Origin of the sequence: Pseudomonas sp. SR18 (assembly GCF_023701505.1) — a bacterium.
In the GTDB taxonomy this organism is placed as follows: domain Bacteria; phylum Pseudomonadota; class Gammaproteobacteria; order Pseudomonadales; family Pseudomonadaceae; genus Aquipseudomonas; species Aquipseudomonas cyclaminis.
In genome coordinates, this window is record NZ_JAMQAU010000005.1 from 1 (window position 1) to 12,373 (window position 12,373).

A 12,373-nucleotide genomic window follows, 5' to 3' on the forward strand; every position below is an offset into this window, starting at 1 on the left:
TCACGAGGAACTGTTCGGATACCTGTGAGAAATAACAGTGCCGACGAATGGCAGTGGCCCAGGACGGGCCACTTGAAACAGAGGGGTCAGGGCTGACGGTTCCAATGCCGGAACAACGGCTCCGCCAGAAACAACACAAACAACAACCGCATCACCTGCATCGCCGTCACCAACGGCACCGACAGTTGCAGGGTTTCTGCCGTGAGGCTCATCTCGGCAATGCCGCCGGGCATCATGCCCAGGGTTAACGAGCGCAAGTCCAGATGGGTGAGGGCGCTCAAGCCCACTGCCGCCAGCGTCGCCAGCGCCATGGTCAGCGCGGTGCCGATCAGGGTGCGCGCCATGAACGACGGAGCGCGCCGGAAGAACTGACGGTTGAAGTGGCAGCCTAAACCGCTGCCGATCAGCCATTGGCCGATCTGGCTGCCGCCGTCAGGCAAACCGATATGCAGATCCCACACCACGCTGGCGGTGGCACTCACCAGCAACGGCCCGAACAACCACGGGTTTGGCTGACGCAAACGCTGCCATCCCCAGGCTACCAGTGCACCGACTGGAAACAGCAACGCCAGCCAGGCCCAACTTACCGGCGCCGGATGAAACTGCGGCGCACCGCCCTCCAGCAAGTACTTGAAGATCGCCGGCACACACAACACCACCACCAGCACCCGCAGGCTCTGGCCCGCCGCGACACGGCTGAGCACCGCGCCATTGCGCGCGCCGAGGTTGACCATCTCGCCGGAACCGCCCGGCATGCTGGAGAAAAACGCAGTGGCGCGGTCTTCACCGCTGCGGCGCATCAGCCACACACCGACCACGCTCGACAGGCTGGTGACCAGCGCGCCGAAGAAGATCAGGCCGAAGTGGCTCATCACCTGTTCGATCACCACCGGGGTGAAGTGCAGGCCGATACCGATGCCCACCACCCATTGGCCGCATTTGCGCCCGCCGGGAATCTCGGCCAACTGCCAAGGCGTGAGACAACGCACCAGGATGATCGCCAGCAACGAGCCGACCATGTACGGCAACGGCCAGCCGACGAGGCTGGCCAGGTAACCGCCGGCCAGGCCGACCAGCGGTGTTCCCCACCAATGTCTGAAGGTGACCTCAGACATCGGCCACGGCACGACGCTGTTGCGCACGTTTGCGCCAGATACGCAGCAACGGTACGAGCAGCATGATGGCGGTCAGTACCCAGACACCAAAGGTGATCGGGCTCGACCAGAGGATTTCCAGCGCACCGTTGGAGATCGACAGGGCACGGCGCAGGTTCTGCTCCATCAGGCCACCGAGGATAAAGCCCAGCAGCAGCGGCGACAGTGGGAAGTCCAGCTTGCGCAGGATGTAGCCGAAGATGCCGATGGCGATCATCAGGAACAGATCGAAGGTGGTGGCATGCACCGCGTAGACGCCAATCGCGGTGATGATGGCGATCACCGGCACCAGCGCCCAGTTCGGCACGGCGAGGATGCGTGTGAAGATGCGGATCATCGGGATGTTGAGGATCACCAGCATGATGTTGGCGATAAACAACGACGCGATCAGGCCCCAGACGATGTCCGGTTGCTGTTGGAACAGCAGCGGGCCTGGCGTGATGTTGTACAGCGACAGTGCGCCGATCATCACCGCTGTCGTGCCCGATCCGGGTACGCCGAGGGTCAGCATCGGCACCATGGCGCCGCAGACCGACGCGCCGATCGCGGTTTCCGGAGCGGCCAGGCCGCGCATGTCGCCTTGGCCGAACTTGCCGCTGGCCCCTGCGATACGTTTCTCGGTCATGTAGGCAACGGCTGAAGCCATGGTCGCGCCGGCGCCTGGCAAGACGCCAATGATGAAGCCCGACACGCCGCACCGCAGGTTCACGGTCAACACCGACAAGGCTTCCTTGGCGTTGAACATCATGCGTCCGGTGGCTTTCACCGCTTCCTGGCCGCGATGGGTTTTCTCCAGCAGCAGCAGAATCTCACTGATCGAGAACAGGCCCAGTACCAGCACCACGAACTGGATGCCGTCGGTCAGATGGATGTTGTCACCGGTAAAGCGGTACACGCCACTGTTGGCATCGATGCCGACACACGCGAGGAACAGGCCGATCAGCGCCGAGACAAACGTCTTCAGCGGTTTGTCACCGGCCATGCCGCCCAGGCAGACAATCGCAAACACCATAAGGACGAAATATTCAGCCGGGCCGAAAGCAATCGCCCACTTGGCCAGCAGCGGGGCGAACAGCACCATCCCGCAGGTGGCGATAAACGCACCGATGAACGAACTCCATGCCGACAACGACAGCGCCACGCCGGCCAGGCCTTTGCGGGCCATCGGGTAGCCGTCGAGGGTGGTCATCACGGTGGAGGCTTCGCCCGGGATGTTCAGCAGGATCGAGCTGATACGGCCGCCGTATTCGCAGCCCAGGTACACGGCCGCCAGCAGGATCAGCGCCGATTCCGGCGGCAGGCCCAGGGCAAACGCGATAGGGATCAACAACGCCACGCCGTTGATCGGGCCCAGGCCCGGCAACAGGCCGACCACCGTGCCGATCAAGGTGCCGCACAACGCGGTCACCAGGTTGTAGGGGCTCAGCGCGATGCCGAAGCCCTGGCCCAAATAGCCAAAAGTATCCATATCAGTTCTCCAGAACGTCGAGCAGACCGAGGGGCAGCGGTACGTCCATGGTTTTATCGAACAGCAGATAAAGACCGACGCTCATCAATGTGATGATCACCGCACCGGGCAGCCAGCGGCCGCCATACAGCCGAGCCATCGGAATGCCAATCAGCATGCTGCTGAGGATGAAACCCAGGGATTCGAAAGTGCCGGCAAACACCAGCAACAAGGCCACGCAGATCCCGATCTTGATCAGCGTGGGTCGGTCCAGCGCGGGTTCATCGTCGGTGTGTTTGGTCGGTTGCGGACGAATCAGCATGTAAAAAAGTGCCAGGCCCATCAGCCCGAGCAGCAGCAATGGGAAGGCCCTTGGGCCTACGGGCTCGTAGGAAAAAGCCGCCTGATAGGGCCAGGCCATCAGCGCCAGGCCGACACAGGCCAGTAACAGCACGGCCGCGAAAATGCGTTGTAAGAGCATGGGAAACTCCTGAGCCACGTCTGTGCTCTGCACAGACGTGGCTGCGCGAACAGGGGGTCGATTACTGGATCAGGCCGAACTCTTTGGCCAACACTTTGTAGTCAGCCACCTGTTTCTTCACGTAGGTGTCCAGCTCCGGGCCGGTCATGGCGAACGGGAACAACTCGCGCTGGTCACGCAGCTTGGCGAACTCTTCGGAGGCCAGCAGTTTGTCGAACGCGTCTTTCCACCAGACGTAGTCGGCATCGCTGACTTTTGGCCCGAGGTAGAAGCCGCGCACCACTGGCCAGACGATGTCGTAGCCTTGCTCCTTGGCGGTCGGAATGTCCTTCATTTCCGGCTCGTCCAGGCGCTTCTCGGAGAACACCGCCAGCAGGCGCATGTCGCCACTCAGGATGTGCGGCATGGAGTCGGAGATGTCGGTACTGCCCACCTGGATGTGACCACCGAGCAGGGCCGTAGCGATTTCGCCGCCGCCTTCGAGGGCCACATACCGCAGCTCGCGGGGGTTGATCCCGGCAGCCTTGGCGATCAGGGCGGTTTGCATCCAGTCCTGGCTGCCGACGGTGCCGCCGGACCCGATCACCACGCTGCCCGGATCTTTCTTCAAGGCTTTTACGAGATCGTCGAGGGTCTTGTAGGGCGAATCACTTTTCACGGCGATAGCCCCGTAGCTGGTGCCGACGGCCGCCAACCAACGCACGGCGCTTTCGTCAAAGCGACCGAACTTGCCTTGTGCCAGGTTCAACAGCGAACCGCTGGACCAGGCCACCAGAGTGCCGGCATCGGCCGGGCGCTGGGCGACCACCGCGTTGTAAGCCACCGCACCCACGCCGCCAGGCATATAGGTCACGCGCATCGGCTTGCTCAGCAACTTCTGGTTGACCAGCGCGCTTTGCGCCAGTTTGCAGGTCAGGTCAAAACCACCGCCGGGGGAGGCCGGGGCGATGCATTCCGGGCGCTTGGGCTCATCGGCGGCCAGCAGTTGGCCGGCGAACAGCATGCAACCGGCGGCGAGGGCAAACTTACGCAGTGAAGGGGTCATGGTTATCTCCGTCTTTTTTTGTTGTGAGGTTCTACTGCCTGAGCACCCTTACCAAAGGGCAACGCTGTAGCTGACCAGTACGCGCATTTCATCCGCGTCACGGGCCGAATAGTTGGAGCGGTAGGTGGCGTTGCGCAGGCGCACGGCAACGTCTTTGAACGTACCGGTTTGCACCACGTACTTGATCTCGGTGTTGCGCTCCCACTCTTTGCCGGTTTCGCCGTTCTTGAGCTTGATGTTGTCACCCGACAGGTAACGGCTCATGAAACTCAGGCCGGGAATGCCCAGCTTGGCGAAGTCGTAGTCATAGCGCGCCTGCCAGGAACGCTCGTCGGCACCGGCAAAGTCGTTGATCTGAACGAAGTTGACCAGGTACGGGTCACTGCCATCCACATACGGGAAGGCGCTGTCGCCGGACATGTGCTGGTAGCCGGCGCTGAGCTTATGGCCATTGAGCGCATAGCTGAACAGGCCGTTGAGAGAGGTGTTGTCGATCTTGCCGCCACGGGCGGCACCCGTGTCATCACTGATGGCCAGGCGCAGGTCGGTGGCGAAGGTGCCGGGGCCCATCGGGCGTGCGGCTACCAGGCCGAGGAAGTGCTGGCGGTACACGTCGTCGAGTTGGGCGAAGTGGTAGCTGCCGGTGATCTTGTCGGCAAACTTATAGTCCACGCCACCGAAGTTGAAGTGCTTGCCGGTGGCGCCACTGAGGAAGCGGCTGTTCTTGTTGTTGAGGGCGATGTCCTCGTAGTTGCTGTCGTCGCGGTCCTTGGCTTTGTCCAGGCGGCCGCCGGTGAACGTCAGGTTCTTGAATTCCCTGGAGGTCAGCAGGCCACCGTTGAACGTCTGCGGCAGGATGCGGCCGTCGTTGGGCTTGAGGATCGGCAGTTCAGGCATCAGCGAGCCGATCTTCAACTCGGTGGCGGAGATCTTCACCTTGCCGGTCAAACCCAGCTTGGAATACTCATCGGCGGCGCGACCATCGTCATGGGTCGGCAGCAGGCCGGTGCCGGTGCGGTCGGGGCTGGAGTCGAGCTTGACCCCGAGCATGCCCAGCGCATCCACGCCAAAACCGACGGTGCCGTCGGTGTAGCCTGATTGCAGGTTGAGCATGAAGCCCTGGGCCCATTCGTCGCGCTTGGATTGCTGCGCACTGGTGCCATCGCGAAAGTCGCGGTTGAAGTACATGTTGCGGGTTTCCAGGGTCGCGCTGCTGTCTTCGAAGAAGGCAGCCTGGCTAAGCGGCGAAAAGCCGGCAAGGGCCGCGGCACTGGCAAGGGCGGTGTGAGTCAGGCGGGAAAAACGAACAGGCGGGCAAGCCTGGGGCTGGGTCGACAGCATCGTGGTGCACTCCGTTATTGTTCTTATTCTGGCGAAAACGCATCGAGGCGTTTTTCGGGCGCTACGGTTGAGGTAGCTGGGCAGGCAGGGCCTACCGTGTCTGGATGCTAAAGGGCGAAGCTTTCACTAACCTTTCAACTGCCTTTCAATGTTTTCGGGCTTCACAGGGCAGGCGGCGCCTGTAAACTGCCCGCCAAGGCGTGGCATCGACCACCCATGAACGAGGTAGAAATCCATGCGTGTCCTCCTGGTTGAAGACCATCTGCAACTTGCCGAAAGTGTCGCCCAGGCGCTCAAGAGCACGGGTTTGACCGTCGACGTACTGCACGATGGCGTGGCCGCAGACCTGGCCTTGAGCAGCGAGGAATACGCGGCGGTGATCCTTGATGTGGGGCTGCCGCGCATGGACGGTTTCGAGGTGCTGGCCCGTCTGCGCGCCCGTGGAAAAAATCTGCCGGTGCTGATGCTGACCGCCCGCAGCGATGTGAAAGACCGTGTGCATGGCCTCAATCTGGGCGCCGATGACTACCTCGCCAAACCTTTCGAATTGACGGAGCTGGAAGCACGGGTCAAGGCACTGCTGCGCCGCAGTGTGCTGGGCGGCGAGCGCCAGCAGGCCTGTGGCGTGCTGGTGTACGACCTCGATACGCGGCGCTTCACCGTGGGCGGCGAGCTGATGACCCTGACCTCCCGCGAGCAAGCCGTGCTCGAAGCGTTGATCGCCCGGCCCGGCCGGGTGATGAGCAAGGAGCAACTCGCGTCCCAGGTGTTCGGCCTGGACGAAGAGGCCAGCCCGGATGCTATCGAAATCTACGTGCATCGCCTGCGCAAGAAACTCGATGGCCAGCCCATCGCCATCGTGACCTTCCGAGGCCTCGGCTACCTGCTGGAAGCCCGCGATGCATAAGCCCAGCAGCCTGCGCTGGCGCCTGTTGTGGAACCTGGCGCTGTTGCTGGTGCTGCTGATGCTGGCCAGCGGCATGAGCGCCTATTGGAACGGTCGCGAAGCCGCCGACACCGCGTACGACCGCACGCTCCTGGCCTCGGCGCGGACCATCGCCGCTGGGCTGACCCAAGTCGACGGTACCCTCAGCGCCAACGTGCCCTATGTGGCCTTGGACACCTTCGCCTACGACAGCGCCGGGCGTATCTATTACCAGGTCAATGACATCGACCAGAAGCTGATCTCCGGTTACGAGAACCTGCCCGGCCCGCCGCCTGGCACGCCGCGCACCGATGACTATCCGGCGCTTGCGCGGTTTTACAACGCCATGTATCTGGGCCAGGAGGTGCGCGTGGTCAGCCTGCTCAAGGCTGTCTCGGAGCCGAACATGAACGGCATGGCGGAAATCCGCGTGGCCGAAACCGACGAAGCCCGCGTGAGCATGGCCCGCAGCCTGATGGCCGACACCTTGCTGCGCCTGGGCATGCTGGCGATTGGCGCGTTGCTGTTGGTGTGGTTTGCCGTGAGTGCGGCGCTGCGCCCGTTGGAGCGCCTGCGCACGGCAGTCGAAGAGCGCCAGCCCGACGACTTACGGCCATTGCCGCTGGTGGAAGTGCAGCACGAGTTCGGCCCGCTGGTGCGTTCCCTCAATCACTTTACTGAACGCCTGCGCGGGCAGTTCGAACGCCAGGCGCAGTTTATCGCCGACGCCTCCCACGAACTGCGTACGCCTTTGGCGGCACTCAAGGCACGCCTGGAGCTCGGCCTGCGCGCCGAAGACCCGGCGACCTGGCGCAGCACGCTGGAAACCGCGGCCCAAGGCACCGACCGTCTGACCCATTTGGCCAATCAATTACTGTCCCTGGCGCGTATCGAAAACGGCGCCCGAGCAATTGCCGAAGGTGGCGCGCAGTTGCTGGATTTGAGCCAGTTGGCCCGCGAGCTGGGCATGGCCATGGCGCCATTGGCCCATGCACGTGGCGTGGCGTTGGCGCTGGAGGCCGACGAGCCGGTGTGGTTGCGCGGCGAGCCGACGCTGCTGAACGAATTGCTGAGCAACCTGGTGGACAACGCCCTGGCCCATACGCCGCCGGGCGGCAACGTAATTCTGCGGGTGACGGCGCCGGCGGTATTGGAGGTGGAAGATGACGGCCCAGGTATTCCGCTGGATGAGCGCGACCGGGTGTTCGAGCGCTTCTACCGCCGCAGCCAGCAAGGCATGGGCTCCGGCCTGGGGCTGGCGATTGTCGGCGAAATCTGCCGCGCCCATCTGGCGCAGATCAGCCTGCACGATGGTGCGCAGGCGGGGTTGAAGGTGCGGGTGAGTTTTATCGCCGGTTGATCAATCGAACATCGAGCGGGCTTCATCCAGCTCTGCGCGCAGTTTTTCGCTGTAGGGGTCGACGCGCAGTTTCTTCATTGCCGGCACGTTGGAGACTTCTACCCTTGCCAAAGGGTGGTCGGTGCCGTGATGGCAGTACAGCACGGCGATCTGCACCAGGTCGATGTAGTCGAGGCTGGCGGAGTCGCGCTCCAGGTTCAGGTACTGGCCCGGCAGTTTCGCCAGCATTTCCGGGAAGTCCCAGCCGCTGAGCAATTTGTCACCCAGTGCCGGGTGGATGCTGTCGATCACATGGTTGAGGCTGACCGGGTCCGACAGCAGTTCGTAATGGTCTTCGGCGTAGGTCAGGATCGGCAGCACGCCGATCTGATGCACCAAGCCGCCCAGCGCAGCCTGGTCCGGCTTGAGCTGGCTGTGGCTGCGGCACAGGGCATAGCTGACGCCCGCCACTTCCAGGCTGCGGCGCCACACATCGCGCATTTTCTGTTCTACCGTTTCGGAGCGGGCATGGAAGATCTGTTCCATCACCAGGCCGATGGCCAGGTTGCTGCTGTAGTTGGTGCCCAGCCGGGTGATGGCGGTGTGCAGGTCGGTGACTTCCTGGGTGGCGCGCAACAGCGGGCTGTTGACCACTTTGATCAGGCGCGCCGACAGCGCGGTGTCGCGACCGATGACTTTGCTCAAGTGGCTGATGCTGATTTCCGGGTCTTCAGCGGCCTGACGGATGTTCAGGGCCACTTCCGGCAATGTCGGCAGAACCAGGTCATCGTTGTTGATGGCCTTAACCAACGCCTGTTGGATTTTTTCCGCCAGTTTGTTCATTCATGCTCTCTAGGGTGCTGCAAAAAGGTACGGCGACTAACGCTGGATTTCTCGATCGCGGTCGAGGGTGTAAGGCAGCTCAAGCAGCTGCAAAACGGGGCCTTCCAGCGTGCCTAAGTGCACATCGCCACTATCGGCTGCTTCGGCTTGCAATACGGCCAGAAGTTCAATCACTTGGTCAGCTTTTGCGGCAATCACCACTTCGCCGATCGAGCTGTTGTGGCTGGGTGAAAACAGCGGGGTGCCTGGCTCGGGCATGTCAGCCGCGTTGAGGCTCAGGCGATACAAGCGACGCTTGAGTTTGCCCAGGTACTGCATGCGCGCGACGATTTCCTGGCCGGTGTAGCAACCTTTCTTGAAGCTCACGCCGCCCACCGCTTGCAGGTTGAGCATCTGCGGGATGAAGACTTCGCGGGTTTGCGGCATTACCTGGCCGATGCCGGCGCGGATCTGGCCGAGCAGCCATTCGTTCAAGTCGGCTTCCTTCAAGTGCGCGGCGAGTTGGCTGCGCACGGTGTCAGCTTGCTCGGCAGGCACCCAGAGTTCGGCACGGGCTGGCGAGACGCGGATGGCGACCAGCGCTTCAGCACGCGCCACGCTGTCGGTCTCGGCCGGTAGCTCAAGGCCCAGGCTGCCAAGCGCTTGGTCAGCGTCCGATAGCCCGAAACGCACCCAGGCGGCGCTTTCGTCGGTGAGCTTGGACTTGGAGAACACTGCGTATTTCTTCAGGTCGGCCAGCTGTGGTTCCAGCAGCTCAGTGGTCATCGCCAGCAATACGCCGTCACCTTGCAGCAGGATGCGGAAGCTCGACTGCATGCGGCCTTTTTGTGTACAGCGCGCGCCAAGGCTGGCCTGGGTGTCGCTCAGGTAGTTGAGGTTGCAGGTGAGCTGGCCCTGCAGGAACTTGGCAGCGTCGGAACCGCGGACGGCCAGAACGCCTTCGTGGGACAGCGAGCAGAAAAAAGCGGAGTCAGCCATGGGTCATCGCAGGTCAAAAAGTCATGGGTGCATCATAGAGGGGCGCCCGGCAAATGGATAGTTTCCATATGGGGCGACCAAAGCCGACTGTTCCGGTGCCGTCGGGCCTGTATACTTGCGCTCTATTTGAGGAGCGCTCCATGGTCGAAGATGTAGAAATCAATCGCCTCTACTGGCACAGCCGTCGTGGCATGCTGGAACTGGATGTGTTGTTGGTGCCTTTCACCAAAGAGGTTTATGCGACGCTCAATCAGGTAGATCGCGACCTTTATGTCCGTCTGCTGGCATGCGAAGATCAGGACATGTTCGGCTGGTTCATGGAACGCGCCGAATCGGAAGATCCTGAGCTGCAGCGTATGGTTCGGATTATTCTGGACCGTGTTCAGCCCAAGTAATCGCTTTGAATGCCGTTGGCAGGCCTCACGGCTGTTGCTTGCGGCGTATGTGCTTGCCCAGCTGTTTGCGCTGGGCGCCTGTTTGGTCCTCGATGTTCCCTTTGCTTTCCTTGGCGTGCTGGTGTGCCTGGCCCATGCGGCCTGGGTGCTGCCACGTCATATCCTCTTGACCCACCGCTCGTCGGTTGTTGGCCTGCGTCGTGATGAGGAGGGTTGGCAGTTGTTCAGTCATGAGCGGGGATGGCACAGCGTGCAGTTGCGCCCTGACAGCCTGGCGTTGCCGCTGATTGTCGTGTTGCGCTATCGGGTGCAGGGCGAGTGGTGGCTGCGTTCGGTCTGTGTGCCGCGTGATTCGCAGGTCGCCGATGTGCATCGGCGCCTGCGGGTACGCCTGAAGTTCAGCCGCCGTAGGTGGTTGGCACCAGAATAGTGTCGCGGGCCTCAGGCAGCATCTGCGGATAGTCGAGGGTGTAATGCAGGCCCCGGCTTTCCTTGCGCTCCATGGCTGAGCGAATCATCAGTTCAGCGACCTGCGCCAGGTTGCGCAATTCGATCAGGTCACGGCTGACTTTATAGTTGCTGTAGAACTCATCAATCTCATCGAGCAGCAAACGCACGCGGTGCTGAGCCCGTTGCAGGCGCTTGTTGGTGCGCACGATCCCCACGTAGTCCCACATGAAACGCCGCAGTTCGTCCCAGTTGTGGGCGATGATCACGTCTTCGTCCGAATCGGTGACCTGGCTGGCATCCCAGCGAGGCAGGGCGGCCGGCACGGGGATGCGCGGCAATTGGTCGAGAATGTCCGCAGCGGCTGAGCGGGCATAAACAAAGCATTCGAGCAACGAGTTGCTGGCCATGCGGTTGGCGCCGTGCAGGCCGGTGAAGCTGGTTTCACCGATCGCATACAGGCCGGGCACGTCGGTGCGGCCATGCTGGTCGACCATCACGCCGCCGCAGGTGTAGTGCGCGGCCGGCACCACGGGGATCGGGCCTTTGGTGATATCGATGTTGAACGCCAAGCAGCGCTCATAGACGGTGGGGAAGTGGGTCTTGATGAAATCTTCCGGTTTGTGGCTGATGTCCAGGTATACGCAGTCGACGCCCAGGCGTTTCATCTCGTGGTCGATGGCGCGGGCCACGATATCCCGTGGGGCCAGTTCGGCACGTGGGTCGAAGCGCTGCATGAAGCGTTCGCCATTTGGCAGTTTCAGGTGTGCACCTTCTCCGCGCAGGGCTTCAGTGATCAGGAAACTCTTGGCCTGCGGGTGATACAGGCACGTCGGATGGAATTGATTGAATTCCAGGTTGGCGACCCTGCAGCCTGACCGCCAGGCCATGGCGATGCCGTCACCGCAAGCGCCGTCGGGGTTGCTGGTGTAAAGGTAGACTTTGGCCGCACCGCCCGAGGCGAGAATCGTGAAGCGTGCGCCATAGGTGTCGACTTCGCCGCTGGCGCGGTTGAGCACGTAGGCGCCGAGGCAGCGTTCGCCGTCCAGGCCCAGGCGTTTTTCGGTGATCAGGTCGACGGCGACGCGTTGCTCCAGCAATTCGATGTTGGGGCGCTGGCGAGCCTGGTCGAGCAGGGTCTTGAAGATCGCGGCACCGGTGGCGTCGGCGGCGTGGATGATGCGGCGGTGGCTGTGGCCGCCTTCGCGCGTGAGGTGGAATTCGAAGCCGCCGTCGTCACTGCTCGCGTGTTCGTCTCGGGTAAACGGCACGCCCTGGTCGATCAGCCATTGGATCGCCTCGCGGCTGTGCTCGACGGTAAAACGCACCGCGTCTTCGTTGCACAGGCCGCCGCCGGCGTTAAGGGTGTCTTCGACGTGGGATTGCACCGTATCGGTGTCATCCAGCACAGCGGCTACGCCGCCCTGGGCCCAGAATGTGGAGCCGTTGGCCAGGTCGCCTTTGCTCAGGACCGCAATGCGCAGATGGCTGGGAAGGGTCAGCGCAAGGCTCAATCCGGCCGCGCCGCTGCCGATCACCAGGACATCGTGTTGAAACTGTTGGCTCATTTGAAGGATTCCGCAAAAAGCGATCCAGAGGACAGGCGCAAACAGGACGCCTGGATCGGCGAATCAAAGGGTCACACGGGCCACTAGTATATAGAGGGGGGGAGCGGCACAATAGCCAGGCATTCGTGGCAATGTGAGATTACGGTGCACGGCTTGGGTAAAATCAGCTGGTTATTGAGGCGGGAACTTTTTGCATAAGCCCTGACTCAATAGCAGGTTGCCCGAAAGCTGGGAAACGTTGAGTTTATTGGCCCGTCGGGAGCATTGGACGCGTCAGAAAACCGGCGACAAGATTATTCGCGCAGCCGGCGTTACCCGCGCTGCGTTTTTCGTGCGTGCCAAATCAGTGCATGCCGGAAACTTGCTTGAAGGGGGAGAACTTTTGCGAAAAGTCCGAGTCTATGTTTGCA

12 protein-coding genes are annotated in these 12,373 nt (G+C 62.0%); 4 read left to right on the plus strand and 8 right to left on the minus strand.

What is annotated here, in order from left to right; genetic code table 11:
* Positions 1-86 precede the first annotated feature (86 nt).
* The 5 genes from NDJ82_RS09365 to NDJ82_RS09385 form a co-directional block, all read right to left on the minus strand.
* A complete protein-coding gene (locus NDJ82_RS09365) occupies positions 87-1,115 on the minus strand; it encodes an AbrB family transcriptional regulator (RefSeq protein WP_191947529.1) in 1,029 nt (342 codons plus the stop codon).
* Complete coding sequence (locus NDJ82_RS09370) at positions 1,108-2,622, minus strand: tripartite tricarboxylate transporter permease (RefSeq protein ID WP_099587510.1); 1,515 nt, start codon at positions 2,620-2,622, stop codon at positions 1,108-1,110. Before NDJ82_RS09370 ends, NDJ82_RS09365 begins: the two co-directional genes overlap by 8 nt.
* A gap of 1 nt (position 2,623) precedes the next feature.
* Positions 2,624-3,082: a tripartite tricarboxylate transporter TctB family protein gene (locus NDJ82_RS09375; protein WP_099587509.1), complete on the minus strand. Its 459-nt coding sequence runs from the start codon at positions 3,080-3,082 to the stop codon at positions 2,624-2,626.
* A 61-nt stretch (positions 3,083-3,143) separates the two neighbouring features.
* Positions 3,144-4,127, minus strand: coding sequence for a Bug family tripartite tricarboxylate transporter substrate binding protein (locus NDJ82_RS09380; protein WP_250925342.1), 984 nt, complete (start codon positions 4,125-4,127; stop codon positions 3,144-3,146).
* 48 nt (positions 4,128-4,175) lie between these two features.
* On the minus strand, positions 4,176-5,468 hold the full coding sequence (locus tag NDJ82_RS09385) for an OprD family porin (RefSeq protein WP_099587507.1): 1,293 nt from the start codon (positions 5,466-5,468) through the stop codon (positions 4,176-4,178).
* A 235-nt stretch (positions 5,469-5,703) separates the two neighbouring features.
* On the opposite strand from NDJ82_RS09385, the gene tctD reads away from it, so the two are divergent.
* Together tctD and tctE are read left to right on the plus strand one after the other, a co-directional pair.
* A complete protein-coding gene (gene tctD / locus NDJ82_RS09390; RefSeq protein WP_099587506.1) occupies positions 5,704-6,375 on the plus strand; it encodes a two-component system response regulator TctD in 672 nt (223 codons plus the stop codon).
* Positions 6,368-7,753 (plus strand): two-component system sensor histidine kinase TctE, encoded by a 1,386-nt coding sequence (gene tctE, locus NDJ82_RS09395; RefSeq protein ID WP_099587505.1) that lies wholly within the window; start codon positions 6,368-6,370, stop codon positions 7,751-7,753. The genes tctD and tctE overlap by 8 nt, the downstream gene beginning before the upstream one ends.
* Here tctE and NDJ82_RS09400 read toward each other — a convergent pair whose 3' ends face one another.
* Positions 7,754-8,575 carry an HDOD domain-containing protein gene (locus NDJ82_RS09400; protein WP_099587504.1) on the minus strand — a complete coding sequence of 274 codons (822 nt, stop codon included), beginning with the start codon at positions 8,573-8,575 and terminating at the stop codon, positions 7,754-7,756.
* Positions 8,576-8,611: 36 nt separating this feature from the next.
* Complete coding sequence (gene ygfZ, locus NDJ82_RS09405; protein WP_158878795.1) at positions 8,612-9,553, minus strand: CAF17-like 4Fe-4S cluster assembly/insertion protein YgfZ; 942 nt, start codon at positions 9,551-9,553, stop codon at positions 8,612-8,614.
* Positions 9,554-9,693: 140 nt separating this feature from the next.
* Between ygfZ and NDJ82_RS09410 the strand changes: the two genes are divergently transcribed.
* Both NDJ82_RS09410 and NDJ82_RS09415 read left to right on the plus strand, forming a co-directional pair.
* Positions 9,694-9,948 (plus strand): FAD assembly factor SdhE, encoded by a 255-nt coding sequence (locus NDJ82_RS09410; protein WP_158878794.1) that lies wholly within the window; start codon positions 9,694-9,696, stop codon positions 9,946-9,948.
* Complete coding sequence (locus NDJ82_RS09415) at positions 9,932-10,378, plus strand: protein YgfX (protein ID WP_099587501.1); 447 nt, start codon at positions 9,932-9,934, stop codon at positions 10,376-10,378. The genes NDJ82_RS09410 and NDJ82_RS09415 overlap by 17 nt, the downstream gene beginning before the upstream one ends.
* Here NDJ82_RS09415 and nadB read toward each other — a convergent pair.
* Positions 10,347-11,963 (minus strand): L-aspartate oxidase, encoded by a 1,617-nt coding sequence (gene nadB, locus NDJ82_RS09420; RefSeq protein ID WP_099587500.1) that lies wholly within the window; start codon positions 11,961-11,963, stop codon positions 10,347-10,349. The two genes, NDJ82_RS09415 and nadB, sit on opposite strands and share 32 nt — an antisense overlap.
* Positions 11,964-12,373 lie beyond the last annotated feature (410 nt).